This is a genomic window from Corynebacterium sp. LaCa_205, assembly GCF_057458085.1.
In genome coordinates, this window is sequence record NZ_CP190931.1 from 2,012,956 (window position 1) to 2,038,802 (window position 25,847).

21 protein-coding genes, 1 tRNA gene and 2 rRNA genes are annotated in these 25,847 nt (G+C 56.8%); 8 read left to right on the forward strand and 16 right to left on the reverse strand.

Going from position 1 to position 25,847, the window contains the following annotated elements; translation table 11 throughout:
* Window positions 1-38: 38 nt before the first annotated feature.
* The 3 genes from nrdI to ACP8J1_RS09755 all read right to left on the reverse strand — a co-directional run bounded on the left by nrdI (window position 39) and on the right by ACP8J1_RS09755 (window position 1,942).
* Window positions 39-470 carry a class Ib ribonucleoside-diphosphate reductase assembly flavoprotein NrdI gene (gene nrdI, locus ACP8J1_RS09745; RefSeq protein ID WP_023020851.1) on the reverse strand — a complete coding sequence of 144 codons (432 nt, stop codon included), beginning with the start codon at window positions 468-470 and terminating at the stop codon, window positions 39-41.
* Window positions 471-492: 22 nt separating this feature from the next.
* Window positions 493-732: a glutaredoxin-like protein NrdH gene (nrdH, locus tag ACP8J1_RS09750; RefSeq protein ID WP_023020850.1), complete on the reverse strand. Its 240-nt coding sequence runs from the start codon at window positions 730-732 to the stop codon at window positions 493-495.
* 304 nt (window positions 733-1,036) lie between these two features.
* Window positions 1,037-1,942, reverse strand: a complete 906-nt coding sequence (locus ACP8J1_RS09755) for an esterase/lipase family protein (RefSeq protein ID WP_023020849.1) — start codon at window positions 1,940-1,942, stop codon at window positions 1,037-1,039.
* 186 nt (window positions 1,943-2,128) lie between these two features.
* Here ACP8J1_RS09755 and ACP8J1_RS09760 point away from each other — a divergent pair, with 186 nt between their 5' ends.
* Entirely contained in the window at window positions 2,129-3,307 is a 1,179-nt protein-coding gene (locus tag ACP8J1_RS09760) for an IS256-like element IS1249 family transposase (RefSeq protein WP_005323424.1), read from the forward strand.
* Between the two features lie 191 nt (window positions 3,308-3,498).
* Here the strand turns inward: ACP8J1_RS09760 and ykgO are convergent, their stop codons facing one another.
* Together ykgO and ACP8J1_RS09770 are read right to left on the reverse strand one after the other, a co-directional pair.
* Window positions 3,499-3,621 carry a type B 50S ribosomal protein L36 gene (gene ykgO / locus ACP8J1_RS09765; RefSeq protein WP_003847162.1) on the reverse strand — a complete coding sequence of 41 codons (123 nt, stop codon included), beginning with the start codon at window positions 3,619-3,621 and terminating at the stop codon, window positions 3,499-3,501.
* A gap of 120 nt (window positions 3,622-3,741) precedes the next feature.
* A complete protein-coding gene (locus ACP8J1_RS09770) occupies window positions 3,742-5,097 on the reverse strand; it encodes a sugar porter family MFS transporter (RefSeq protein ID WP_023020848.1) in 1,356 nt (451 codons plus the stop codon).
* 27 nt (window positions 5,098-5,124) lie between these two features.
* Between ACP8J1_RS09770 and nadE the strand changes: the two genes are divergently transcribed.
* Window positions 5,125-5,946, forward strand: coding sequence for an ammonia-dependent NAD(+) synthetase (gene nadE / locus ACP8J1_RS09775; protein WP_023020847.1), 822 nt, complete (start codon window positions 5,125-5,127; stop codon window positions 5,944-5,946).
* On the opposite strand, the gene ACP8J1_RS09780 is transcribed toward nadE, so the two are convergent.
* On the reverse strand, window positions 5,943-6,668 hold the full coding sequence (locus tag ACP8J1_RS09780) for a fructosamine kinase family protein (RefSeq protein WP_023020846.1): 726 nt from the start codon (window positions 6,666-6,668) through the stop codon (window positions 5,943-5,945). The genes nadE and ACP8J1_RS09780 overlap by 4 nt on opposite strands.
* 30 nt (window positions 6,669-6,698) lie before the next feature.
* Window positions 6,699-7,073: a DUF805 domain-containing protein gene (locus tag ACP8J1_RS09785; RefSeq protein ID WP_023020845.1), complete on the reverse strand. Its 375-nt coding sequence runs from the start codon at window positions 7,071-7,073 to the stop codon at window positions 6,699-6,701.
* 78 nt (window positions 7,074-7,151) lie between these two features.
* On the opposite strand from ACP8J1_RS09785, the gene ACP8J1_RS09790 reads away from it, so the two are divergent.
* Window positions 7,152-8,060 carry an NAD(P)/FAD-dependent oxidoreductase gene (locus tag ACP8J1_RS09790; RefSeq protein ID WP_023020844.1) on the forward strand — a complete coding sequence of 303 codons (909 nt, stop codon included), beginning with the start codon at window positions 7,152-7,154 and terminating at the stop codon, window positions 8,058-8,060.
* Window positions 8,061-8,113: 53 nt separating this feature from the next.
* On the opposite strand, the gene ACP8J1_RS09795 is transcribed toward ACP8J1_RS09790, so the two are convergent.
* The 4 genes from ACP8J1_RS09795 to pgm form a co-directional block, all read right to left on the reverse strand.
* Window positions 8,114-8,186 (reverse strand) — tRNA-Ala (locus ACP8J1_RS09795).
* 76 nt (window positions 8,187-8,262) lie between these two features.
* Window positions 8,263-9,012 (reverse strand): DsbA family protein, encoded by a 750-nt coding sequence (locus ACP8J1_RS09800; protein WP_023020843.1) that lies wholly within the window; start codon window positions 9,010-9,012, stop codon window positions 8,263-8,265.
* Window positions 9,013-9,066: 54 nt separating this feature from the next.
* On the reverse strand, window positions 9,067-9,531 hold the full coding sequence (locus ACP8J1_RS09805) for a MauE/DoxX family redox-associated membrane protein (RefSeq protein WP_023020842.1): 465 nt from the start codon (window positions 9,529-9,531) through the stop codon (window positions 9,067-9,069).
* Window positions 9,532-9,547: 16 nt separating this feature from the next.
* Window positions 9,548-11,164: a phosphoglucomutase (alpha-D-glucose-1,6-bisphosphate-dependent) gene (gene pgm / locus ACP8J1_RS09810; RefSeq protein ID WP_023020841.1), complete on the reverse strand. Its 1,617-nt coding sequence runs from the start codon at window positions 11,162-11,164 to the stop codon at window positions 9,548-9,550.
* 133 nt (window positions 11,165-11,297) lie between these two features.
* On the opposite strand from pgm, the gene ACP8J1_RS09815 reads away from it, so the two are divergent.
* The 5 genes from ACP8J1_RS09815 (at window position 11,298) to ACP8J1_RS09835 (ending at window position 16,948) form a co-directional block, all read left to right on the forward strand.
* Complete coding sequence (locus tag ACP8J1_RS09815; RefSeq protein ID WP_023020840.1) at window positions 11,298-12,719, forward strand: alanine/glycine:cation symporter family protein; 1,422 nt, start codon at window positions 11,298-11,300, stop codon at window positions 12,717-12,719.
* Between the two features lie 10 nt (window positions 12,720-12,729).
* Entirely contained in the window at window positions 12,730-13,032 is a 303-nt protein-coding gene (locus ACP8J1_RS09820; RefSeq protein WP_023020839.1) for a fluoride efflux transporter family protein, read from the forward strand.
* Window positions 13,029-13,388: a fluoride efflux transporter FluC gene (locus ACP8J1_RS09825; RefSeq protein ID WP_023020838.1), complete on the forward strand. Its 360-nt coding sequence runs from the start codon at window positions 13,029-13,031 to the stop codon at window positions 13,386-13,388. The genes ACP8J1_RS09820 and ACP8J1_RS09825 overlap by 4 nt, the downstream gene beginning before the upstream one ends.
* A gap of 61 nt (window positions 13,389-13,449) precedes the next feature.
* The gene (locus ACP8J1_RS09830) at window positions 13,450-14,652 is read left to right on the forward strand and encodes an alpha/beta hydrolase (RefSeq protein ID WP_023020837.1); all 1,203 of its coding nucleotides are present in this window, start codon (window positions 13,450-13,452) and stop codon (window positions 14,650-14,652) included.
* On the forward strand, window positions 14,639-16,948 hold the full coding sequence (locus ACP8J1_RS09835; protein WP_034655971.1) for a bifunctional lysylphosphatidylglycerol flippase/synthetase MprF: 2,310 nt from the start codon (window positions 14,639-14,641) through the stop codon (window positions 16,946-16,948). The genes ACP8J1_RS09830 and ACP8J1_RS09835 overlap by 14 nt, the downstream gene beginning before the upstream one ends.
* Window positions 16,949-17,002: 54 nt before the next feature.
* Here ACP8J1_RS09835 and ACP8J1_RS09840 read toward each other — a convergent pair whose 3' ends face one another.
* From ACP8J1_RS09840 to ACP8J1_RS09860, 5 genes are all read right to left on the reverse strand, one after another.
* Window positions 17,003-19,546, reverse strand: a complete 2,544-nt coding sequence (locus ACP8J1_RS09840; RefSeq protein ID WP_023020835.1) for an ABC transporter permease — start codon at window positions 19,544-19,546, stop codon at window positions 17,003-17,005.
* Window positions 19,547-20,275 (reverse strand): ABC transporter ATP-binding protein, encoded by a 729-nt coding sequence (locus tag ACP8J1_RS09845; RefSeq protein ID WP_023020834.1) that lies wholly within the window; start codon window positions 20,273-20,275, stop codon window positions 19,547-19,549.
* Between the two features lie 144 nt (window positions 20,276-20,419).
* On the reverse strand, window positions 20,420-21,667 hold the full coding sequence (locus ACP8J1_RS09850) for an HNH endonuclease signature motif containing protein (protein ID WP_023020833.1): 1,248 nt from the start codon (window positions 21,665-21,667) through the stop codon (window positions 20,420-20,422).
* 415 nt (window positions 21,668-22,082) lie between these two features.
* Window positions 22,083-22,200, reverse strand: a 5S ribosomal RNA gene (rrf, locus tag ACP8J1_RS09855).
* A gap of 134 nt (window positions 22,201-22,334) precedes the next feature.
* A 23S ribosomal RNA gene (locus tag ACP8J1_RS09860) occupies window positions 22,335-25,402 on the reverse strand.
* Between the last annotated feature and the right edge of the window lie 445 nt (window positions 25,403-25,847).

The following is a 25,847-nucleotide window of genomic DNA, read 5'->3' on the forward strand; positions in this document are numbered from 1 at the left end:
CTTAAAAATCAGGATCTTTATTTAAGTCGTGGTGGGTGCTAGGCCGCGGCCTCGAGCCCAAGCTCGGCGGCGTTAGCCATTAAGCCTTCACGACAAATTTTTATATCGTCATCGTTTCCCAGCAACTCGAAACGATATACATAGGGCACTTTACATTTGGCACTGATGACGTCACCAGCCTTGCCAAAGTCGGCGCCAAAATTGCTATTACCACCCGCGATTACCGCGCGAATGAAACTGCGGTTGTGCTCATCATTAAGGAACTTAATTACCTGTGAGGGCACGGGTCGGGAATTTTGGTGGCTAATGGACGCGCCCCCGCCATAGGTGGGACACACCAAGACATAAGGTTCGTTGACCTTGAGGGGCTCCTCCGTGCGGCGCAGCGGAATGCGCGCGCTGGGAAAGCCCAGTTTCTGCACGAACCGGTGCGTATTTTCCGTTGCGGAGGAAAAATACACGACCAACATCGCTACTGGCCTCCCCTACCCCTTAGGCGGATGCCGCTAGGGAAGCCAGGCCCTTGATACGGTCTGGGCGGAAACCAGACCAGTGCTCACCGTTGGCCTCAACTACTGGGGCCTGAACGTAACCCAATGCCATTACGTAGTCGCGAGCCTCGTCATCGGCCGAGATATCGACGAGGTCGTACTCGAGGCCGGCACGATCGAGGGCCTTCTTGGTGGCGTTGCACTGGACGCACGCTGGCTTGGTGTAAACGGTGATAGACATATAGATCCTTAAAGCTCCTGCATTGAAAACTCGTCAGAACGGGGAGCGTTTCCCGCCTATTCGGGCGCTTCCTGCGCCGCTCTGAACAACATCAACGACACTATACTTTGGGGGAAAGACCCGCAACCAACACAATATGTAGTAGTTACAAGCATGGTATTCCCAGGATGACACACCCCCAGGCCCCACATGTTGACCACACCCAAGGACAGCCATGAAACTACATCAATGAGATTCCTGCGGGTTTACCTGGAATTCACCGTTTTGTGTGTCAAAGTTCACATTTCCGGTGTGGCGCTTCGCTTCAGGAACCGACCGTCGATGACTCCCCGGAGACACAGGTCGACGGCCGCGGCCCCTCCCCTGGGGCGCGCTTCAGGCCAAAAATGACCTGGCTCAGCGCCGTGCGGTCAGTCGGCAGCTTATCGTGCCGAGGAGCCACGCCGCAGACCTCACCAAGGTCGAGGTTCACCACATCGGCGCCGTCGACAGCTACCAGCTGCGAGGAGCTATTCGGGGTTACCGTCGTATCCGCCGGCGAGTAGATGGAGGTGTAGAGCACGCCCGGCGCGGTGTCCGGCAGCGCATTGAGCCTTTGCATAAATTCCGAACCCACCACCTGTTGGATGCCGGCCGTGCTGGCCAAGAAGGCGGCGAGGCGGGGTGCGAAGGCGATGAATTTGGCCAGACCTTCGCCCTGCCCACCCAGCGTGGTGCCGTGGAAGTTGCCGCCTAGAGCCACAGCCCGAGCGACGTGCTCAGCCCCGCCGTACATTTGGGTATAGGTCTTAATATGGGTACCGCCCTGGGAATGGCCTACCAAGTCCACTTTCTCTGCGCCGGTTACCGCTCGGACATAGTCCACGTGCCGCGCTATTTCCTCGGCCGCATCATCCAAATCTGAAATGGCCTTCGTTGAGGGAGAGGCATTCTGCAAAGAAACATCATCCGCTCCATAATCAAAGGCCCATACGCACGCACCCTGATCCTTCAACATCGGAATCAAGCTTTTCCACACACCCGCGTTGTTATAGGTGCCATGCAGTAGCACCACCGGCTCAACAATCTGGCCAGAAGGCACACAGGAAGGGTCATTGATCCCAAAGGACTCTGGAACAGAGGATTCCCACTCCGACTGAGAGGCATTAGCAATAGGGGCGGATAGCCCAAGGGCTGCAGCAGCAAGCACAGCAACAATTCGCCGGGACATTATTCTTCTTTCTCACGACACATAAGGGTTAAGGGTCAAAAAGTGTGTCCGGAATCGCGGATTTTCACGGATTGACCTGTAGGTTTCCGGAAAGTATATGCTCCGGAAGCATATATCTAGCCCCCGACGGGAAATCCTCGGTGTGGCAGCCGTGATGTGCTATGCGCGGCGTGGTGTGGTGTCGCAATGTCGAAGAACCAACCACGCTGCCACTGCGGCGGTGAAATGAAACGCAACGGCACCACCAGCAAAGGCACCACCAGATGGCGCTGCAAACAATGCGGCGCCTCCAGCGTCAAACGTCGAAACGACATCACCAACGCGGCAGTGTTCACCCAGTTCATCGAGCATTGCACCACCGCAATATCACTCGACGACCTAGCCAAACGAAACGGTGTTAGCCGCGCCACCATGAAGCGGCGCTTCAAGTGGTGCTGGCTCGTTGATGTGCCTGACCCCACCGCCGGCCACCACAAGCGGATCTACGACCAGGTATTTCTCGATGGCACCTACACCGCCGGTGGCTGCCTGATCGTCGCGGCGACCATCGACCACGTGATCGCCTGGCACTGGTGCAAACACGAAACCACCCGCGACTACCAACTGCTGCTTGAACGCATCGAAGCCCCACTCATCGCCGTCATCGACGGCGGCCAAGGCGCATACAGCGCAATCAAAAAGTGCTGGCCGACTACGAAAATTCAACGCTGCCTCGTCCACGCCCAACGTGTGGTCCGCCGCTACACCACCACCAACCCACGCACCGATGCCGGGCGCACCATCTACCGACTTGCGCTGAAACTGACCCGGATCACCACACTGGATGAAGCCGCCGCGTGGGGTGTGCAACTGCACGAGTTTTCAACGATCTACCGGGAATGGATGAACGAGAAAACCATGATCAAAGACCCCAAAACAGGTGCATGGACCCGCGTGTGGACCCACCACAACGTGCGCAAGGCCTACAACAGCCTCAACCATCTTTGGCGGTCCGAGATGCTGTTTGTCTACCTCAACCCGCCAGCAGGAGTCCTTGCGCCCGAGCGGATCAAATCCACCACCAACAGCTTAGAAGGCGGCATCAACGCCCAGCTCAAACTGCTCGCCAGAACCCACCGCGGCAGATCAGGCGAACGACAACGCCGCATGCTGGATTGGTGGCTCTACTTAAAAACGGAACTGCCTGACGATCCAGTACGAATCGCCAGGCAGTCCGACTGGGGCCAGGGCCAACTCGCCAAAGTATCCACCCTGACCCAAACCGAGAACCAAGCCGACCACGAAACAGGACGCCCAGCCCTCTACGACAACGCTATCGACACCGACTACACCCACTCAATCGGCATTCAAAAAGGCCAAATCTAACCCCCGCGACACGCCGAGCCAGACACACATTTTGACCCTTAACCCACACATAACGGCGATTTGATTATATTCATACATGTCTCTTTATTCCCCGTGGCCCTGGAGAAAATTATCCCTTGTGCCATAATTCACCCATAAAAAATCCGCCCCACTCCGGATAGCCGGAGGGAGCGGATGGAATCGCGAATCAATTAGCCCTGACGAGCCTTGAAACGGGGATCCTTCTTGTTGATCACGAAGACCTTACCGTGGCGGCGAATAACCTGGGCGCCCGGCTTCTTCTTCAGCGACCGAAGGGACTTACGGACCTTCATCGGGCGCTCCTTTCGTTATGCGCAATCTACATGCGGTTGAATAAGTAAAGCACGGACTGGGAATCCCCAGCCATGACACGAGGAAAAATTTTACCTCACACGGCCGTCAATACCAAAACACTAAGGCTTGACGACTGCGGACTCGCGCTCGTAGCGCGACTTCATCTCCTCGCCTACCTCATCCAGGCTACGTCCCATTGTCTCTGGAACCAAAATGCGGGTATAGGCAATGGCGATGAGACCAAAGACTCCAAAGACCATAAACGCCACCGGGCCAGTCAGCCACTCCACTAGCGGCAAGAAGTACTGCGCCACGGCCCAGTTGGTGGCCCACAACGATAGCCCCGCAATGCCCATGCCTAGACCACGTACCTGCAGCGGTACTAGCTCGGAGATAAGCAGCCACGTCGTGGGTGAGACCGCCGCCTGTTGGAAAGCAATAAACAGCGCCATAAATACCAAAGACACCATGGCCATAGCGGTGGAATCCTCGGCGTGGGAATAGGCGAAGGAAAGAATGAATAGCGAGACCACGTTGCCGGTCAGGCCGATAAGCAATAGGCGCTTGCGCCCAATGCGGTCTACTACCTTTAGGCCAACCCAGCAGGCGAGCACAGATACCGTGCCGATAACGATGGACGTGTAGACCGAATTGGCCGTAGAAATCCCCACCTGATTCATCATGGTCGGTGCGAAATACACAATGGCGTTGACACCGGTAATCTGCTGTGTGAGCCCCATCAGCATGGCCAGCAGCACCGTAATCTGCATCCACCGGTTGGCGGCAAGCGCCTTCCACTCAGACCCGCTGGACTTGCGCGCGGTCTCCTGCGAAGTCAGCTCCGAAATATCCATTCCGGCGCGCCCGGCAATTTCTTGGGCACGAGCCATCTTGCCGTTCGTCGCTAGCCATACCGGAGTCTCTGGCAGAAACACCATTCCGAGTGCCAACGCTAGTCCTGGCACGGCGGCCAAGCCCAGCATCCACTCCCAACTGCCAGTAGAGGCCAGCGCGGAGTTGACCAGGTAGGCCATCAACTGTCCCACCACAATCGCCAGGGTATTGAGAGAGACCATGCGCCCGCGCACCTTGGCAGGCACGATCTCCGCGATGTACATGGGCGAAACGATGGATACCGCACCTACAGCAAAGCCCAAGAACGTGCGTGCCGTAGCCAGCATGCCCACCGATCCGGACAGGGCGCACCAGATGGAGCCCACCACGAAAATGATGCCACCCGCAATCAGTGTGAAGCGGCGGCCAAACCTATCGGCGATGCGCCCGGCTGTCAGCGCACCAACAGCCGCCCCCACAAGCAGCATCGAGGTCACCCACCCCTCTTGGTGGGCGCTCATGTCGAATGCGGGGCTAATAAAAAGCAAGGCACCGGACATCACTCCGGTGTCGTATCCAAAAAGCAGCCCGCCGAGGGCCGCTATGCCAGCTACTACCTTGACATAAACATCCTTATTCACAGCACAATATTGTGTCAGGCAGCTACCATGAACGTCATGTCGAACGATGCCGAAAACCTGCAGCAAACCATCATAAAAGCCCTGGGTGTACGCCCCTTTATCGATCCAGAAGCGGAGGTCCAGCGCCGCGTAGATTTCTTGGTTGACTACCTGCGCACCACCGGTGCCAAGGGGTACGTGCTGGGGATTTCGGGCGGCCAGGATTCCACCTTGGCAGGAAAGCTCGCGCAACTGGCGGTTGACCGCGTCGACGGCGCGGAGTTTTGGGCCGTGCGTCTGCCTCACGGTGTGCAGGCTGATGAGGACGATGCCCAGATTGCCCTGGATTTCATCCAGCCCGATCACCGCCTCACCGTCGATATCAAACCAGCTACCTTGGCCCTCGACGAGCAGGTGGCGGATGCTGTGCAGCTTGCCGACGTCACCGATTTCAACCGCGGCAATACCAAGGCCCGCCTGCGCATGACCGCCCAGTACGCCATCGCCGGCGAGGTCGGCGCCCTCGTCATCGGCACCGATCATGCGGCGGAAAACGTCACCGCTTTCTTCACTAAGTGGGGCGATGGCGCGGCAGACCTCCTCCCCTTGGCCGGGCTCAACAAACGCCAGGGCGCCGCTCTCTTAGAGCACCTCGGCGCCCCGCGCTCTACCTGGGAGAAAATCCCGACCGCGGATCTGGAAGACGATAAGCCCCAGCTTCCCGACGAAGAAGCCCTCGGCGTCACCTACGCCCACATCGATGACTACCTGGAGGGCAAGGCGGTTCCCGATGCCGCCCGCGAACGCATCGAAACCCTATGGCGCCGCGGCGCTCATAAACGCGTCATGCCGCAGGGGCCGAGCCTTTAGGCCAGCGCCTCCAAGGTTGCGGCAGCCGCACGCTCCAGCGGCCGGTTATAGCTTGCACCGTGCGTGAGCGCATGCACCGCTAGTGGATGCAGCTGATGCATAGGAATCCACTTCTCGATATCTTTCGGCGCACCATAGCCCTGGAAAATTTCTTCTAGGTATGGTGCCCCGAAAAGGGCCAGCATTCCCAAATCCGTATGCGGATGCCCGCCGTGGGCAGCGGGGTCAATCATGATGCCGCCATCGGAACCAAAGAGCAGGTTTCCCGCCCACAGGTCACCGTGGATGCGAGCCGGCGCCACATCCCAACTGCGCGCGGCGATGGCATCGCAAGCTCGCCTTACCAAATCCAACTGCGCCGAACTAATCCCAGCCAGTTCCGCAAAAGGCAGCACGCGCTGTTCGACGTAGAACTCACCCCAGTTATCCGTCGGGATGCAGTCTTGCTCGATGCTGCCGATGAAGTTCTTTCCCTCCCATCCGGCAGGAGGTGCGCCAAACGCTTCGACTCCTGCGCGGTGCATGCGAGCCAACTCCGCACCAAACTTCCTCGCCGCCTCCGGCGTGGGCATGACCTCGTCCACGCGCTCGGTAACGATCTCTAGCCCGTCGGCGCTTACTACGTTGACCACCGCGTCGGTAGCTTCCCCAAGCCACCGCAATCCTGCCGCCTCGGCGCCAGCTTGATCTGTGTCGCGTACTCGCTTTGAAAAAGTCTGCATGGCGCCCAGCCTAATCCGGCAGGGAAATTTTTAAAGCGCCGCGCGCTCCCGCGTGGGCAAACACATCATGAATAGAAGCGCTAACCCACCGAACATTGGGATAAACCCGATCAAGCATAAGAACCCCGTTCTCCCAGAATCGTGCAACCGCCGGAAAATTAAGGAAACGACCGGCATAGCAAGAAATCCTTTTACAACAGGCTTGATATTCACGCCATAATGCTGATCGATGGCGTTAATTGGCACTGAAATCAACACTAGAAAGCCAAATACCCACCAGAACTCACTCACAGACGCTCGGCCCAGGAAGTTGAAGTATCGAATAAAGAACCTGCCCACTGCCTGCGCAGGAGACGCCCCGTAGAGCGCATCGCGTGCAAAGAACCCCGTGGATTCGTAAGCCATAACGCGCGGGCCCCTTCGACGTTGACTGCATATACTCGGCTGCGAACCATGCTACCCACTTCCCATAAAGGATGAGCAATGCAATCAGACGTCATCATCATCGGCGGAGGTTTTGCCGGCACCGCCGCTGCCATCACTTTGGCCCGCGCTAACCGGAATGTTCAGGTTATCGATTCCGGCACTCCCCGCAATCGCTTCAGCGAACATTCCCACGGCATCCTCGGTCTCGATGGCGTGGCTCCCACCGAGCTGCTCGAACGCGGCCACGCGGAGGTTAAAAAATTCGGCGGCGCCATTACCCACGCCACGGTGGAAAGCCTCTCCCGACCTTCCGAGCAGGCCCCGTGGCAAATAAGACTCACCGATGACACGCTTCTAGAATCCCGCCATGCCCTCGTTGCTACTGGTCTCACAGACAAGCTCCCTGAGGTCCCTGGTCTTAGTGATTTATGGGGAACGCGCCTCTTTCACTGCCCTTATTGCCACGGCCACGAGGTCAAGGGGAAGAAGGTTGCGCTCATTGGCGGCGCGAATCCGCCTTTTACTATCCGCATTAGCAAACTGCTTTCTAAGTGGACGAGTGCTCTGACCTTCTACCCCAACGGCCTTGAGCTCACCGAGCTTGACCGCACCCAGCTCGCCGGGTTGGGCGTAGAGATAAACGAAGCGAAGGTGACACAAGTCCAGCCGGATCAGGCATCGCCCACCGGCGTAGAAGTACACAGCGCCGATGGAGTAAGCATCTACGAAGCATGCTTTACTGGGCCCGATTTTCTGCCCAACGATGCACTGTTGCGGGATGCCGGTTGCGAATCGGCCCATGGCTGGGTCAGTGCAGAACGTGGCCAAACTTCAATATCGCGACTATGGGCAGCCGGCAATGTAGTCAGCTCGCCGGACCAGGTCTCTCAGGCAATGGGTAGCGGCGCCGCCGTAGGCATTGCTATCGACCAGTGCATGCTTGATGAGGACTTAGCAAAACTATAGGCACCCGAGACAAACAAAAAGGAGAGGAACTAATGTTCCTCTCCTTTATATTGTGGAGCTAACGGGATTCGAACCCGTGACCCCCACACTGCCAGTGTGGTGCGCTACCAGCTGCGCCATAGCCCCTCAAACGAGGTGCAACCTTGTGGGCTGCAACTCGCTTAAATATACATGGAGGGTATTTAACTCTCCAAATCGCCTGCTACTGGGTGACGATTTCTACCCAATCGCCCAGGTTCTTGCCGGCCTTTTGATCCTTTTCGGATGGAACATCCTTGCCATTTTGAACAATACGCGGCGAAGAGACAGAGCCGGTTTCTTTATCCAGCTTGTCGTAGTTGGTCTTCGCCATCTTATTGCCCTGCTTGATATCCACGTTCTTCATGGACTCAACAACGTCGTCTTCCGCGCCAAGCTCCTTGGCTGCTTCTGCAATGTCCGCAATCTCCCAAGAAGAAGCCACCGTCTGCTGGTTTTGCAGCATGTAATCACGCAGGTTCCAGTAAGTCTTGACGTCACCAGACTTAGACAGCTCAGACATAGCGGCTGCCGCCTTCGTGGAGTAGCCTTCCTGGCCTTCAATATCCTTGCCATCCAGGAAGTTGAGGGTGCGCACGTGAACGATCAGCTTGCCATCTTCGATGGCCTTCTTCATGTCACCGTCGGTAGCCTGAGCCAATTCAGCACAGTGCGGGCAGGAGAAATCCTCGTAGAGATCTACCTCAGGGGTACCCTTCTTGGCACTGTCAGACTTGAGGGTGATGGCTCCGTCGTTGTATTCCATGGACATATTCACGTCCTGGGCTTCAAGGTCACCGACAGAGTCCGTGGATGACTGCTTGCCATTCCACACGATATAGCCGATAACAACGGCAATGATGACGAGAAGTACACCGACTCCCCAGATAAAACCGTTGCCACCCTTAGCGTTCGGGTCAGTTACTTTGCTCATTTGAACCTTGCCTTTGAAAATTCTCGGACCAATACAGCCTACCTTGCCCACCTATTAGGGGTGAAGGGCAAACTTGGTGAAAGGGCGTTTAATAGTCCAAACAGTGAAGAATAGATACGCGGCATCGCGCAACAGCGTCTTCGCATAATCCATTCCGCGGTCAGGATTTTGGGCGTCATAGCCAAAGCAGCCGCAGTCAATATCTAGCCCGCGGGCCCAGGCCTGCGCGATGCCCACCATAAACAGCAGCAACACGATGGTTGCCACGATGGAGGATCTCCGCAAAAACAGCCCGAGAAGCAAGAGCACGCCACCGATAACTTCTAATGGGCCAATGACCGTTGCTAGGTAAAGAGCCCAATCAGGCGTAAAAATGTCATAGCCTTTGATGGCTTGGGTCATGTCCAGAGTTTTGCCGAGCTTGTGCACGCCGGCTTCAATCCACACCCAGGCCATGCCAAAGCGGGCGATGAAGCTGATGATATCGAGCACCAGCTTCCCTTTATTCTTGCTACTCACGAGGATGAGTTTAGCGTTAAACCTCTAATACATGGGTAACAACTGCCTGTGCTTCTGCTTGTACCTTTCTGAGATGCTCCTCACCCAGGAAAGACTCCGCATAGATTTTGTACTTATCTTCCGTACCGGAAGGACGGGCGGCAAACCAGGCATTTTCCGTCGCTACCTTCAGGCCGCCAATGGCCGCACCGTTGCCGGGCGCCTCCGTCAGCTTGGCCACAATGTCCTCCCCCGCCAGCTCCGTAGCGGTGACCTTGTCCGGAGACAGCTTCTTGAGGATGGCCTTCTGCTCGCGGTTCGCGGGGGCGTCGGTGCGAGCATAGGCTGGGGCACCGAATTTTTCTGCCAGCTCTGCATAGCGCTGGGACGGACTCTTGCCCGTTACCGCGGTGCTCTCCGCGGCAAGCAGATCCATAATGATGCCATCCTTATCGGTAGACCATACGGAGCCATCGAAGCGTAGGAAGGAAGCACCGGCCGATTCTTCGCCACCGAAACCAATGGTGCCTTCCACCAGCCCCGGCACAAACCATTTGAAGCCGACGGGAACCTCCACCAGCTCCCGGTCAAGGCTTTCCACCACGCGGTCAATCATGGAGGAGGACACCAAAGTCTTTCCCACACCGGCCTTCCCCCACTGCGGACGGTGACTAAAGAGGTACTCGATGGCCACGGCGAGGTAATGATTGGGATTCATCAGGCCAGCATCGGGCGTGACAATGCCATGGCGATCCGCATCGGCGTCATTGCCGGTGGCAAGGTCGAAGCTTGAGCGGGCGTCGATAAGCGAGGCCATGGCATCCGGCGAAGAACAATCCATGCGGATCTTGCCGTCCGTATCCAAGGTCATAAAGCGGAACGTGGAGTCCACCTCAGGGTTGACCACGGTCATATTCAGTCCGTAGTGATCCGCAATGGCCTGCCAATAGTCCACCGAGGCACCACCCATGGGATCGGCGCCGATACGCAAGCCGGAATCCTTGATAGCCTGCATATCCACCACGTTTTCTAGGTCAGCAACATAGTTTTGTACGTAGTCGTGCTTCACGCAGCGCTCATCCAGCACGCCGTGAACCGAGGTCCGCTTGACCCCCTCCAGCCCGGCGCGCAAGTAGTCGTTGGCGCGCCCTGCAATCCAATCGGTTGCCTGCGCATCGGCCGGGCCGCCGGTTGGCGGGTTGTACTTGAAACCACCATCGCGCGGAGGGTTATGCGAAGGAGTAATCACAATGCCGTCGGTACCGGGGTGGGTCAAAATCGCGTGGGATACCGCCGGAGTCGGGGTATAGCGGCCGCGATCGTCGACGCGAACCTCCAGCTCATTGGCCAGCAGCACCTCGAGGGCGGAGACCATGGCGGGCTCGGATAGCGCATGGGTATCGCGGCCGATAAAAATTGCCCCGGTAACGCCTTGCTCTGCGCGATAGTCCACAATGGCTTGGGTGATCGCCAGGATATGCGCCTCATTGAAAGCGCAGTCGAGTGCGGAACCGCGATGCCCAGAGGTGCCAAAGGAGACCTGCTGGTCTGGGTTCTCCGCATCCGGGGTGCGGGTGTAGTAGGCGGTGACCAATTCTGCGATGTCAATGAGGTCCGATGGTTGTGCAAGCGTGCCGGCGCGCTCGTGGGCCATGTCGTACTCCTTGGGGTTGGGGTCCGTATAGCTATAGCTTGCCTTCTCCCCAGTGATTGCGCAGGACGGATGATCCCCCGGCTGGGGGTATGGCCAAATTTACTCCATTTCTATAGTTCGCTAGATTTGCAGAATGGACTCGCTTAATTCCATTCTCTCCGCCATCAGCACCGTGGTCTGGGGACCATTCATCCTCATTCCACTCCTGTTGGGCACGGGCCTGTGGCTGACAATCCGTTTGGGTGGCCTCCAGTTCCGGACGCTAGGGCGTGCGACGCGCCACGTCTTTGCCACAGACTCTGATGATGAGTCCACCGAAGGAGATATTTCCAATTATCAGGCGCTGACCACCGCCCTTGCCGCCACCGTAGGCGTGGGAAATATCGTGGGCGTGGCCACCGCGCTGTCTATTGGTGGCCCCGGCGCGCTGGTATGGATCTGGATTACGGGCCTAGTGGGCATGGCCTCTAAATACACCGAGGCGTACCTCGGTGTGCGCTTTCGCACCACCGACTCCAATGGCGAGATGTCCGGCGGCCCGCAACAATATCTCAAGCGCGGTATCCCCGGACCGCTCGGCTCCGTGCTAGCTGTCTTCTTTGCCATCTTCGCAATCTGCGCCTCCTTTGGCATCGGCAACCTCGCCCAAGCCAATGCCGTGGCCACCAATATGGAATCCACTTTCGGCATCGCCCCAGCGGCCACCGGTGCAATCCTGTTCGTCTTGGTAGGCTCCGTACTCCTCGGGGGAATCCAGGCCATCGGCCGCATCACCGCGGCCTTCGTGCCTTTAATGATCATCGTTTATGTTCTTGGTGGACTGTTTGTGATCTTCTCGCACGCTAGCGAGATCCCCGCCGCCTTCGCCATGATTTTCAGCGGTGCTTTCACCGGCACGGCCGCCGGCGGCGGCTTCGTGGGTTCTACCTTCATGATGGCTATTCAATACGGCGTCGCCCGCGGCATCTTCTCCAATGAGTCCGGCATGGGCTCCGCCGCCATCGCCGCGGCGGCCGCCAAAACCCCGCACCCGGCGCGCCAGGGGCTAGTCTCCATGACGCAGACCTTCATTGACACCATCATTGTGGTCACCATTACCGGCTTGGTCATTGTGGTGGGTGGCACCTGGGACATGGGCCGCGACGAGGCCGGAATCATGACGGCTGAGGCCTTCTCTCGTGTACTGCCCGGAGACTGGGGCGGCACCATCGTTTCGCTCTCCATTATTTTCTTCGCCTTTTCCACCATCATGGCCTGGGCTTATTATGGCGAGCGTTCCCTGGAATCCCTCTGCGGCCGCAAGGCTTCCATCCCCTACCGCATGTTCTTTGCCTGTCTGCTTTTTGTCGGTTCCGTCTCAGAGCTCGAACTTGCCTGGACCTTCTCCGATCTGGCCAATGGTCTCATCGCCATCCCGAACCTCATTGGGCTGCTCCTCCTTTCCGGCCTCGTGGCACGCGAGACTAAGGCGTACCTAGCCTTTGATCCCAAACTCACTAAACCGGTAGATGAGGTACGCGTGTTCGTAGAGTCCCAGGGAATGGACTGGAAGTAACATAGGCCGCATGCCTCAATTCCTCGTCGTGGGTGCTGGCGCCGCGCTCGGTGCGGCTGCCAGATACTTGCTTTCCGTAGCACTCGGCGGCGGCATGTTCCCGCTGCTCATCATCAATATCCTTGGCAGCGCGCTCATGGGTTTTTTCCGCCCCAGCCCATTCTGGGGCACGGGCGTGCTGGGCGGTTTCACTAGCTTCGCTACCTTCGCTTTCCTGACCTCCGAGGCGCACTGGACCATCGCTCTGGCTTATGTTCTAGCCACCATCGTTGGCTGCGTGGGCGGCTACCTGGCGGGTGACAAGCTGCGATGAATCTTCTATGCGTCCTTCTCGGCGGCTTCATAGGCGGCAGCCTCCGCTATGGTTTTACCCGGCTTTTACCTGCCCCCTACTGCACCTTCGTGGCGAATATTTTGGGCTCCCTCGCCCTCGGCCTGGCTTATGGTTTCACCCAGCTTGCCGACGTCCCCCTCATCCACCCCTTCCTCGCCCTCGGCCTTGCAGGTGGCCTGTCCACCTGGTCCACGCTGGCCAAGGAACTAGGAGAAATGATCAAACGCAAACAATGGTGGCGGCTGAGCAAGTATCTCTTCTGGACCATCGGGCTCGGCATCGTTTTAGCCTGGCGCGGCACCATCTGGGCGGCCCGCATTTATCACGGGATTTAAGGGGTAAACTCCCAGCTAACTAGCAGTTACTTTTGGCCCGCTCAGGCCTAATATTTTTCGGGTGAGTTTCCTCTTGAATCTGCCTTTGGCGGATCCCATCAATGGCGTGATCTTCTACGCCATCCTCGCGATTGCGGCCATCATCATTCTCCTCCAACGCAAGGTGTGGCCACTGGTCATCGCCGCCTTGCTGTGCATTATTGCTTGGTTCCTACTCCGTCACTGGCAAGTACCGTGGTACATCTTCCTCGCCGCCTTCGTCCCCGTGGCGGCGCTAGTACGCAAACCTAAGATTGTCACGGTCACCGCCGGAATCTTTTCCCTTTTGGCCACGGTCGGCATCGTCAACATGGAATACCAAACCTATCCAGATATTGCGTCCCTTGACCCGCGCCCTGTGGCAAAGGAAATGAGCTACGAAGAATTTTCCCACACCAAGTCTGGTGCAGCCATCGTCCATGTCGATCTTCCCGGCACCACCTCCCATTTCGCCGCTCGACAAGCCACCGCGTATATTCCGCCGGCATACTGGACGGACCGTACCTTGCCTGTCATCGTGCTCCTGCACGGCAACCCGGGCGGCCCGGATCAGTGGTTCGGTTCGGGCGAGGCAGCCGAAACTGCAGACCAATTCCAGGCGGCTAACGGGGGCCGCAGCCCCATCGTCATAGCCGTGGACGCCACCGGCTCTGAAACCGCCAACCCCATTTGCGCCGATAGCTCCCAGGCTAAGGTAATGACCTACCTCAGCCAGGACGTACCACAGGCCATTAAACAAAAATTCAAAGTCAACCCGGATCAGCGCACCTGGACGGTGGGCGGATTAAGCTACGGCGGCACCTGCTCCCTACAGATCGCCACCAACCGCCCCGAAGCCTATGGTTCCATCATCGACATTTCCGGCGAGGCTGAGCCCACCATTGGCAACCACGCGGCGACGGTGAAGAAATTCTTCGCCGGGGACGAATCCGCCTTCAATGACCAAGACCCCGCCCACCTGCTCGCCCACAAGCACTTCTCTACCCAAGCCATCTTCATCGCTGGCGATAAGGACACTGCTTCGGTCAATGCTTTGCGCTCGCTTTCCGATGCCGCCCGCGCCGCCGGCATGAAAACCTACTTTGGCACCCGGCCCGGCGGCCACTCCTTCCAGGTGTGGCGCCCAGCCCTGCGCGAATCCTTCGCTTGGGCCGCTAGCCGCGGTGGAATGACCGCTATCAAGGATCCCTTCGATGGAATTGGAGCCCACGATGTCCGTTCTTAAAACCATCCTGACCAGGTTTCCCGTTTCCCTAGCCGTCTTAGTCATTATGTGGGCACTTCACCTAGTGGATTTCCCCACCTCCCACTGGCTGGCGCTGACTACCGCGCACCCCGGTGGCGCCATTATTTTGTCCGTGCTCATCGTGCTCTGGCTCGTTCCCGCTGAATGGCGCTTAGGGTCCTTGCGCACATTGGCGGTAGGAGTTGTCTCCCAGCTCATCAGCGTCCCGCTGTCCATCGTGCTCGCCCGCGGCATTGAGACCGTAGGCCTAAATCGATGGGGCAATGACTTATTGAGCGATACCTTCCTCACCCCTATCGGCTTTATCGCCGGTGCCGCTGGTTTTGCTTCGGCTTTACTCCCCCGCCTATGGCGCCGCCGACTGCGCGTTTCGCTTATCGTGCTTACCGCCACTTTTGTGCTCTACTCCGGCACCATGTCAGATGTTCTCGGCATCGTCGCCGCCATGCTTTCCATTACGGCTGGCCAATTGCTCTTTAAGCCCGAATCCGCGCCGCCTTCCATCAGGGAGCGTCGCGTGCTCCTCGCCGTCGGTATCGCCTGCGTAGCCATTGGCCCTGCCTTCGTGGCACTCGACCCCATGGCCGAAGGTCCGTTCTCCCAAATCACACAGCTCCTGTGGGCACCACACCTTTCGGCTCTGGAGGCCACTCAAGTCTGCGCAGATTCGCTAACTTCTACCAGTTGCACTGCCGCAGTCGATCTCGCCCGTGCCCAAGGCATCGGCGCCTTGGTAGCCAATATCATGCCATTCATCATCCAGCTGGTGGTGTGCTTTGGTCTCATGCGGGGCCGCGTGCTCGCTTGGTGGATGGCGGTTATCACCCAAGTACTGGCCATCGCGTTGCTGACCTACCAGCTTTGGGATGATTCCCGCCTGAGCTACCTCCTGCCCAACCTCGTGCTCGTCATCCTGCCCTGGCTCTTGGCGCTATTCATGCTGCTTATCAATTATTCGCTCTTCCGGATCCGCGAAAACCGCGCATTTTTCTCCCGCACTATTGTCTTCGCCATCCTTGCCTCTTCCCTCGGCGCGGGCTTGTGGATCCTTACGGCCTCGTTGCACAACACCGTTCCCCCAGCAAATCTTGCCGACATCCTCGCAGAGACTCCCTTGCGCTTCGTTCCGGCCGTTGTTGCGCTTATCCTTCCCCACCACGTCGCGCCGGCAACGATGTTTTCCTGGTTCATCTACCTATGGGTTGGAAACGCCTTCTGGATCCTGCTGGCAGTCCGGCTCTACCTTGGCTTTTCTCGGCCCGTTGACCCTGCGCAAGAATCCGACCGCGACTCGGCCCGCCGCCTGCTCGAATCCGGCACCGGCGATCATCTTTCCTTTATGACGCTGTGGAAATCCAACCGGTACTTCTTCCACGGTGACTCCTATGTGGCCTATCGTGTCTCCAATGGCATTGCGCTCACGCTGGGCGCCCCCGTCGGCCGCGATATCAGCGCCGAATTCGAGCGCTTTGCCTCCGAGCAAGGCTGGGCCGTGGCGTGGTATTCCGTCAATGCGCAGTTCGCGGATGCTCACCCGCAGCTCAAGCGCCTTCAAGTTGCAGAAGAAGCAGTCCTCAACTGCGAATCCGTGGAATTCAAAGGAAAGAAATTCCAAAATGTGCGCACGGCCCGAAACAAAGCCGAGAAGGAAGGCGTTAGCACTCGGTGGACCACGTGGGAGGAGCTAGATATTGCTTCTATCGCCCGCATTAGCGCACTCAGCGAGGACTGGGTTTCCGACAAGGCCCTACCCGAGATGGGCTTTACCCTCGGCGGCTTAGAAGAAATGACGGTGACCGGCACCCGGCTTTTGCTTGCTGAGTCCGCCGACGGCACTTTGCATGGTGTGACCAGTTGGATGCCGGTATACGAAAATGGTGCTATTGCCGGTTACGTTCTCGACGTCATGCGCCGCAACGAGCACGGCTTTAAGGGAGTAATTGAGCTCCTCATCTCAGAGGCTATGCTCATTGCCCAGTCCGAAGGCCTTGCCTGGATCTCCTTGTCCGGTGCGCCATTGGCTGGACAGCCTGACGAGCCTAACTGGCTCGACGTCGCCCTCAATCGCATTGGGGAGGAAGTAGAACCTCTCTATGGCTTCCGCACCCTCGCGGCCAGCAAGCGCAAATTCCAGCCCGAGGAGCACCCGTGGTACCTGTGCTATCACGATGAATTGAAGCTTCCTTCCATCGCGCTGGCCACCATGCACGCCTACCTGCCCGATATGAAGACCAAGGATGCGGTATCGGCAGTCAAGGCATGGATGGCCGCGTAAAAGCATTAAGGCCTCCCCTCAACGTGTGATGAGGGGAGGCCTTAGACTAGGCAGCTAGTCGGCGATTGCTTCCAATGGCGGCGTCTTCGCCGCGCGGTGCGACGGCCATACTGCCGCGATAATGCCGACGAGGGCCGAGCCCACAAGCATAATGAGCACCATCGCCCACGGAATCTGCGCAGAGTCTAGTCCCTCATCGCCGAGGATCTTGATGAAAGACCAGCCCAAGCCGAGCCCAATGAGGATGCCCATCACCGCGCCAAAGAGCGCGATCTGCACGGACTCCAGGGTAATCATCGTGCGGATCTGGCGGCGTTGTGTGCCCACAGCCCGCAACATACCGATCTCCTGGCGGCGCTCGATTACACCCAAGGTCAAGGTATTGACAATGCCCAACACCGCAATAATGACGGCAAGGGCGAGCAGACCATAAAGGATGGAGAGCATCTGGTCAATAAAGCCTGCAGCTTGGCCCGCATACTCCTCACCGGAATTGACCTGAACCACAACCAGATCCTTGACCGCATCCTCCAAGTTATGGCGCAGTTCTTCCTTGTCATAGCCTTCTTGACCCAAGACGCCCACCATCTGGACGGTAAAGGACTTCTCCGGTGCAACCTTTTCAGCTACCTCCTGCGAGAGCACCATATTCTGCACCACATCGGTGGACTTAAAGATGCCGACCAATTTGGCCTCGGCCTTCTTGTCCTTTTCCGCAGAAGCTACCTTATAGGTCTCTCCTACCTTCCAGCCGTGTTCCTTGGCAAAGTCTTCGGTAGCAATGAATCCCTTATCCAAGTTGGCATCGCCCTCGACCATATCGAGCGCAATCATCGACGACGGATCTCCATCCGCAGTCGTGGTCTGCTGGAATTGCGGACCATAATCCATCGATGCCTGACCATCAACGGTCACCGGAGCCATACCGATGGTGATGGCCTTATCTACGCCCTCAGCCTCAGCCGCACGCTTACCAGTGTCCTTCGGTGTTGGGAATTCACCGGAGCTAGGGCCAGAAAGGAGGTAATCGGAGGTGATGTTCTGCTCCACGGTATCGGCCACGGAGGACTTCATCGTCGCGCCAAGCATGCCAATAGCCGTCACCAAGGCCACGCCTAGGGTCAGGGCAAATGCAGTAGCAGCCGTGCGGCGTGGATTGCGACGCGAGTTCGTCGCCGCCAAAGAACCGATAGCACCGAAAGGCACACCGATTACCTTGCCTACCGTCGGCACCAAAGGGAGCGACAGGGCTGGGCCAGCCAAGAAGAATCCGACAATGATCCCGAACGCGCCCACACCGACGAGGACGGCGCGGACGTTCGTCTCGCCGTCGGAAAGCACGCCTGCCAACGCCGCAACAATGCCAACCAGCAAAATAATGGCACCGAAAATTGTGCGGACCTTCAGGGAAGACGCAGAAGCAGACTCGGTGGTGCGCATCGCTTCAACCGGTTGCACGCGACCTGCGCGCCGTGCCGGGGCCCACGCGGACACGACCGTCACGATGGTGCCCAAAATAATCGGGACCACGATGGCCGAAACGCTCAGGCCCAAGCCACCGTCGAACGGCATTCCTTTCGCGCTCATTACTGCCTTAATGATGGCCACCAAGCCCATGCCGGCAACAACGCCGACAATGGAACCCAGAAGTCCCACGATGGCAGATTCCACCACCACCGAGTTCGTAATCTGGCGGCGGGAAGCGCCCAGCGCGCGCAGGAGAGCGAATTCCTTGGTGCGCTGCGCGACAATCATAGAGAAGGTATTAGCGATGATAAACGTGCCCACCAGCAGTGCAATCAGGCCGAACGCAATGAGGAAGTAGTTAATGAACTTCAAGGCGGAGGACATCATCTCAGAGGTTTCCTCCGCCAGGCGCTCGCCCGACTCCGCCTTGACGTCATATTTGTCATTTAGGTGATCCACCAAGGCGTTCGCATCCACGCCTTCGGCCGCAGAAACCTTGAGCTGGCTCGGATCGCCGTAGCGCTCCAGGTAGTCCTTCTCGGCCATGCTCAGCACGATGCTATCGCCCTGGTCGACGGCGGGCTCCGAGATACCAGAAACGGTAACCGTATCCTGCTCATCGGGGTGAACCACAATGAGCTTTTGTCCCACGGAGATTCCGTATTTATCCGCCGCGGAGGAATTGACAAGGACTTCGTCCTTACCGCTCGGCTCCTCGCCCTCCTTTAGCTTATCGGCACCGCCAACGACCTTATCCTCTGGATAAAACGGGACAACGCTGGCCGTACCGCCCTGAGTCTGATAGGCCTCCGAGTTCTCATTGGCTGCGACGACAGTCTCCGAATCCGCAATATTGATGTTCTTGACATCTTCATCATCGGCCAACTTCTGGCGAAGCTTTTCATCCAGCTTCGCGCCATTGTCGTCCTTCTGGCTCACCACCGCATCCACGCCACGAAATTCATTATCCACGGCGGAGTCAAAAGTAGACTTCAGCGAATTGGTGAACATAAACGAGCCGGCAATAAACGCTGTGCCCAAGACCACCGCGAGAATTGTCAGCCCAAGGCGCAACTTATGCGCCACGATATTGCGCAGGGACACCCTGCGCATTGCATTTCCGCGTGCCATTTAGCCCTCAATCTCCGCCATTACCTGGTGAATGGCCTCCATCGTCGGATTGTGCAACTCGTTGACAAGCTTGCCGTCAGCAAGGAAAACCACTCGGTCCGCGTACGACGCTGCCTTCGCATCGTGCGTCACGATGACCACGGTTTGGTCATCCTTGTCCACTGCCGTGCGCAAAATATCGAGCACCTCGGCCGAAGAATTGGAGTCCAGGTTGCCGGTTGGCTCATCGCCGAAGATAATTTCCGGACGGGAAACCAGCGCGCGGGCACAGGCCACGCGCTGCTGCTGACCGCCTGATAGCTCAGCCGGTCGGTGCTCCAAGCGCTCTGCCAAGCCTAGACGGCGAGTTACCTCTTCGAACCACTGCTTATCGACGTCCTTACCCGCAATGTCGGTCGGCAACGTGATGTTTTCCGCGGCAGTCAGCGTAGGAACAAGGTTAAAGGACTGGAAAATAAAGCCCAGCCGATCACGGCGCAGCGCCGTAATGTCCTTGTCGTTGAGCGCCGACATATCGGTATCGCCGATAAACGCCGAACCGGAAGTCGCGGAATCCAAACCAGCCATAGTGTGCATTAGCGTCGACTTACCGGAGCCCGATGGGCCCATGATCGCAGTGAATTCGCTCTTGCCGAACTCAATGGAAACATGATCCAGGGCCACAACGGCTGTGTCATCGCTTCCGTATTGCTTGAACAAGTCAACGGCGCGAGCCGCAGCATCAGTCATGAAACAAATTCTCCTTGTAAATGGGAAATTACCTCTTATAGTTTAGCTACCATGAACGACGGCCAGCATCATCCCAGAGGAGGAAAACGGCACACTAAGGCATGGCGAGATCAATCATGGAGCCGTACTCCGGTTGCCATCAACCTAATCTGTTGCCGTTCCTCTTTTTGTTCTTTGTTGTTGTAGTGCGAGGTATTGTGCCCAGGTGTGGTTCCAGTGTGTTTGGTGTGTGGCTAGGGGCCCGGTGGGGTGGTCTAGTTGGTAGGTGCCGTCTCGGTGGAGCCAGGCGATGGTGCCGGTGATGTGGTCGAGGATGTAGTGGACGCGGCGGTCGGTTTTGATGTTGTGGTGGTGTTGGCAGAGGTTTACTAGGTTGTCTGGGCTGGTCGGTCCGCCTTGGTGGTATTCAATGCGGTGGTCTAGTTGGCATCGTGTGGCGGGGATGGTGCAGCCGGGCCAGCGGCAGGTGGCGTCTCTGCCTTGGGTGTAGGCGCGGATGTCAACATTTGGGGTGTAACCATCAACGTCATCGGCGACTAGGCAGCGCACGAAAGCGTGGTCTATGGGTGCTTGGTTGATGTTTATCCATCCGGCACCAGGAACATAGACGCTGTTTGCTTCTGGGTTGGTGGTAAAGGTGTTGATAGCCACGCTGGTGTGGGTGTCTTCCAAGATGAGGTCGATAAGTCCTTGTGCTGCGGTGGTTTTCGCTTTATTGACGTAGGCGTCGATGTGGTGGGCGATGATGGCGGCTGTGGCGCGGTCGCAGGTCAGTGACAGGGTGGTGGTGTGGTCTGGATTGATATGAATTCGAAGGCGGGGTTCGGGCTGTTGTTCTTTGTCTTCTGGGCAAAGGTGGGTATCGATGAAGGTGCGGATAAACCGGCGTAGGTCGGCGTCGGTGGGTACTGTTTCGTTTGGTGTGGTGGGGGTGAGGAAGTCTGCGAGTGCTGCGTCGATGGCTTCGAGGTCATCTAGGTTGTTATCTAGGCGGTATAGTTCGCGGTCGATGATGCGCAGTTTGGTCAGATCGAGTATCCAGTGGTGGCCTTGCACTTCGGTAACGAGGGGTAGTTGGCACATGCGGTAGTGGGCGCGGATATACCCGAGGAGTTTGGAATAGCAGATGCCGAGGTCTTTAGCCAGGCTGGTGAGGCTTAAGTCGACGTCGTCGTCTAGTTGGGGGAGGATTGCGCGGTAGAGGAACCAGGAGGTTTTGCGGGTGTAGGTGCCGGCTTTACCGATGTGGTTGCCGGGTGCGTTGGTGGTGTAGAACGCTTCCGGCATATCATCTTCGTCTAGGGGATCAGTATCGGGGTGGTTGGCAATGAGGAGAGTGTCGGGATAGTCGAGAGCAACATCAGGCTCGGGTGGGGCGAGTGTGGCAGTCACGAGGTGCACTCCAACAGGACGTAGGGGTTCGTATGTGTTTTCTAACGTATGCTCGTATACTATCCCAGGTGCCGGACATATGCGCGCGATGGGGGTGTTTTTGTTCGAATAGGGTGACCTAAACCCGCAGGGAACCCCGGAGTCGACCTTCACTAGGCAACGGGGGTAAAAGGAAAGGTTGAGGGTTGGTTTCCGACTTCCCATTATGGTGGATGTTGAAGCCATCGTTGTGCGGTTGGTGGGCTGGCCTAGAACGATGAGTGTAAACGCAAAAGGAAGCCGTAGGGGCAACACGTATGTGTGTTGTTCCTACGGCTTCCACCAGCTGGGAGGGCTGGTAAAACGCAAGGAAGAGGGCGGTGGTATACCGTCCTCTTCTTTGTTGTTTGTATTTTGTTGTGTTTTTGTTGTTTGGTGTCGGCGGTGACTTACTCTCCCACAACCTCCCGGTTGCAGTACCATCAGCGTGTGCAGGCTTAGCTTCCGGGTTCGGAATGGGACCGGGCGTTTCCCTGCAGCTATTGACCACCGACAAACCTTCAGAACATCTACCCTCTTCATGGGTGTCTGGGTGTTGTGTCAGATACTGCATAGTGGACGCGGTCACGACAGTGACAAATTTGTTGTTTCTTGTTTTTGTTGTTTTGCCAGCACACATAGTGTGTGTTGGTGTTTGTTGTGGTCAATTAGTACCAGTAGCCTTCACACCTTACAGTGCGTCCAGGTCTGGCCTATCTACCCTATCGTCTTTAGGGGACCTTAACGAAACCTCATCTTAAAACAGGCTTCCCGCTTAGATGCTTTCAGCGGTTATCCCTTCCGTACGTAGCCAACCAGCGATACCCCTGGCGGGATAACTGGCACACTAGAGGTACGTCCGTCCCGGTCCTCTCGTACTAGGGACAGCTTTCTTCAAGTTTCAACGCGCGCGGCGGATAGAGACCGAACTGTCTCACGACGTTCTGAACCCAGCTCGCGTGCCGCTTTAATGGGCGAACAGCCCAACCCTTGGGACCTACTCCAGCCCCAGGATGCGACGAGCCGACATCGAGGTGCCAAACCATCCCGTCGATATGGACTCTTGGGGAAGATCAGCCTGTTATCCCCGGGGTACCTTTTATCCGTTGAGCGACACCACATCCACAAGTAGGTGCCGGATCACTAGTCCCGACTTTCGTCCCTGCTCGACATGTCTGTCTCACAGTCAAGCTCCCTTGTGCACTTACACTCACCACCTGATTGCCAACCAGGCTGAGGGAACCTTTGGGCGCCTCCGTTACATTTTGGGAGGCAACCGCCCCAGTTAAACTACCCACCAGGCACTGTCCCCAACCCAGATCATGGGCCAAGGTTAGATGCTCAATCCGATCAGAGTGGTATTTCAACAACGACTCCACCACCACTAGCGTGATAGCTTCCAAGTCTCCCACCTATCCTACACAAACCGAACCAAACACCAATACCAAGCTATAGTGAAGGTCCCGGGGTCTTTTCGTCCTGCCGCGCGTAACGAGCATCTTTACTCGTAGTGCAATTTCACCGGGCCTGTGGTTGAGACAGCAGAGAAGTCGTTACGCCATTCGTGCAGGTCGGAACTTACCCGACAAGGAATTTCGCTACCTTAGGATGGTTATAGTTACCACCGCCGTTTACTGGGGCTTAAATTCTCAGCTTCGCCAACAACGTTGACTAACCGGTCCTCTTAACCTTCCAGCACCGGGCAGGCGTCAGTCCATATACATCAACTTAACGTCTTCGCATGGACCTGTGTTTTTGATAAACAGTCGCTTCCCTCTATTCTCTGCGACCCCACAACGCTTAACACCGCAAGGATGCTCACATCGTAGGGCCCCCCTTCTCCCGAAGTTACGGGGGCATTTTGCCGAATTCCTTAACCACAGTTCACCCGAACGCCTTAGTATTTTCAACCTGACCACCTGTGTCGGTTTAGGGTACGGGCCATACACACACATCGCTAGAGGCTTTTCTCGACAGTACAGGATCACCACCATCAACCCCAATGGGTCTACGCATCACGCCTCAACCAAAATGTGCGGCGGATTTACCTACCACACGGTCTGCACGCTTACACCACCAATCCAATAAGTGGCGTGGCTACCTCACTGCGTCACCCCATCACTTGAACCACACATCAGGCCCCACGACATCAACACCACCAGACTTCAAAGAAGACCAGCAATGCATCCGCGGTGGTTAGTATCAGTGCTTTATCATGGGCGCGCATGTACGGGTACCAGAATATCAACTGGTTATCCATCGACTACGCCTGTCGGCCTCGCCTTAGGTCCCGACTCACCCTGGGAAGACGAACTTGACCCAGGAACCCTTAGTCATCCGGCGGATAGGATTCTCACCTATCAATTCGTTACTCATGCCTGCATTCTCACTCGCACACAGTCCACGCCTCCTTACGGTAACGCTTCAACCCATGCACGACGCTCCCCTACCCAACAAAAAATTGTTGCCGCGGCTTCGGCGGTGTACTTGAGCCCCACTACATTGTCGGCGCAGAACCACTCGACCAGTGAGCTATTACGCACTCTTTCAAGGATGGCTGCTTCTAAGCCAACCTCCTGGCTGTCTTCGCGATCCCACATCCTTTTCCACTTAGTACACCCTTAGGGGCCTTAACCGGCGATCTGGGCTGTTTCCCTCTCGACTATGAAGCTTATCCCCCACAGTCTCACTGCCGTACAACACAATTAGTGGCATTCGGAGTTTGGCTGACATTGCTAAGATTGTAGTCCCGCTCAACCAACCAGTCGCTCTACCTCCACCAAGCTATAATACGACGCTGCACCTAAATGCATTTCGGGGAGAACCAGCTATCACGGAGTTTGATTGGCCTTTCACCCCTACCCACAGCTCATCCCCGCAGTTTTCAACCTACGTGGGTTCGCGCCTCCACAACCTCTTACAGCTGCTTCACACTGGCCATGGGTAGATCACCCCGCTTCGGGTCCAGGACATGCCACTTGACACCCCATTAGGATTCGGTTTCCCTACGGCTACCCCACACGGGTTAACCTCGCGACATGCCGCTGACTCGCAGGCTCATTCTTCAAAAGGCACGCCATCACACACACACGGTGCTCTGACGGATTGTAAGCACATGGTTTCAGGAACTATTTCACTCCCCTCCCGGGGTACTTTTCACCATTCCCTCACGGTACTCATACACTATCGGTCACACTGAGTATTTAGGCTTACCGGGTGGTCCCGGCAGATTCACAGCAGATTCCACGAGCCCGCTGCTACTCGGGCAACCCAACAACCCACACATCATCATCTTCAGCTACAGGACTCTCACCTACTCCGGCAGGCCATTCCAAACCACTTCACCTAACAACAATGCGAGGGCGCGGCAATGGTAGTCACCGCACATCAGGGCCCACAACACCGCACACACAACCCCTACCAGGTATCACATGCACACGGTTTAGCCTCATCCACGTTCGTTCGCCACTACTAGCAGAATCATTATTATTTTCTTCTCCTACGGGTACTGAGATGTTTCACTTCCCCGCGTAAACCCCCACAACAGCTATGAATTCACTGAAGGGTAACCCCACATAACCAGGGCCAGGTTTCCCCATTCGGACATCCTCGGATCAACGCTTAATTGACAACTCCCCGAGGCTTAACGCAGCCTTTCACGTCCTTCATCGGCTCAGCATGCCAAGGCATCCACCATGCGCCCTTAATAACGAACACACAAACCACCACACACAAAAAGCGCGGGCGGCCACACAAGTGAACTTGACAAAATAAACACAAAAAAGAAATCACACAAACACACACAACACACCACACAAAAGCGCAGCCTGCCATACGTGTTTAATGCTCGCGTCCACTATACAGTTCTCACACAACACCCCAACCACAAACCAGCACACACACTGTGTCCACCAGTCATATGGTCAGGCACCACAAAAAGGGGATAATGCCCCAGACACCCAACAATGCACCAACATACAAACAAATACTTTTTTCAAACTGTGCACGACACTGTGTGTCACAAAGCGCCATTCAAACACTCGGTCTTTGTCTTAAAGGTGTATCTTCCACCCGGAAATTTTCAAACAAACAACGTTGGCAGCATGACACTCGCACACTCAACCAACACCCACCACAAAGTGGCAGGACAAGGCACAACTGT

What these genes read in the sequence shown, in the direction of transcription:
- nrdI (WP_023020851.1), bottom strand. Translation starts at nt 470, where the DNA reads ATGTTGGTCGTGTATTTTTCCTCCGCAACGGAAAATACGCACCGGTTC.
- nrdH (WP_023020850.1), bottom strand. Translation starts at nt 732, where the DNA reads ATGTCTATCACCGTTTACACCAAGCCAGCGTGCGTCCAGTGCAACGCC.
- ACP8J1_RS09755 (WP_023020849.1), bottom strand. Translation starts at nt 1,942, where the DNA reads ATGTCCCGGCGAATTGTTGCTGTGCTTGCTGCTGCAGCCCTTGGGCTA.
- ACP8J1_RS09760 (WP_005323424.1), top strand. Translation starts at nt 2,129, where the DNA reads ATGTCGAAGAACCAACCACGCTGCCACTGCGGCGGTGAAATGAAACGC.
- ykgO (WP_003847162.1), bottom strand. Translation starts at nt 3,621, where the DNA reads ATGAAGGTCCGTAAGTCCCTTCGGTCGCTGAAGAAGAAGCCGGGCGCC.
- nadE (WP_023020847.1), top strand. Translation starts at nt 5,125, where the DNA reads ATGAACGTCATGTCGAACGATGCCGAAAACCTGCAGCAAACCATCATA.
- ACP8J1_RS09780 (WP_023020846.1), bottom strand. Translation starts at nt 6,668, where the DNA reads ATGCAGACTTTTTCAAAGCGAGTACGCGACACAGATCAAGCTGGCGCC.
- ACP8J1_RS09785 (WP_023020845.1), bottom strand. Translation starts at nt 7,073, where the DNA reads ATGGCTTACGAATCCACGGGGTTCTTTGCACGCGATGCGCTCTACGGG.
- ACP8J1_RS09790 (WP_023020844.1), top strand. Translation starts at nt 7,152, where the DNA reads ATGCAATCAGACGTCATCATCATCGGCGGAGGTTTTGCCGGCACCGCC.
- ACP8J1_RS09800 (WP_023020843.1), bottom strand. Translation starts at nt 9,012, where the DNA reads ATGAGCAAAGTAACTGACCCGAACGCTAAGGGTGGCAACGGTTTTATC.
- pgm (WP_023020841.1), bottom strand. Translation starts at nt 11,164, where the DNA reads ATGGCCCACGAGCGCGCCGGCACGCTTGCACAACCATCGGACCTCATT.
- ACP8J1_RS09815 (WP_023020840.1), top strand. Translation starts at nt 11,298, where the DNA reads ATGGACTCGCTTAATTCCATTCTCTCCGCCATCAGCACCGTGGTCTGG.
- ACP8J1_RS09820 (WP_023020839.1), top strand. Translation starts at nt 12,730, where the DNA reads ATGCCTCAATTCCTCGTCGTGGGTGCTGGCGCCGCGCTCGGTGCGGCT.
- ACP8J1_RS09825 (WP_023020838.1), top strand. Translation starts at nt 13,029, where the DNA reads ATGAATCTTCTATGCGTCCTTCTCGGCGGCTTCATAGGCGGCAGCCTC.
- ACP8J1_RS09835 (WP_034655971.1), top strand. Translation starts at nt 14,639, where the DNA reads ATGTCCGTTCTTAAAACCATCCTGACCAGGTTTCCCGTTTCCCTAGCC.
- ACP8J1_RS09840 (WP_023020835.1), bottom strand. Translation starts at nt 19,546, where the DNA reads ATGGCACGCGGAAATGCAATGCGCAGGGTGTCCCTGCGCAATATCGTG.
- ACP8J1_RS09845 (WP_023020834.1), bottom strand. Translation starts at nt 20,275, where the DNA reads ATGACTGATGCTGCGGCTCGCGCCGTTGACTTGTTCAAGCAATACGGA.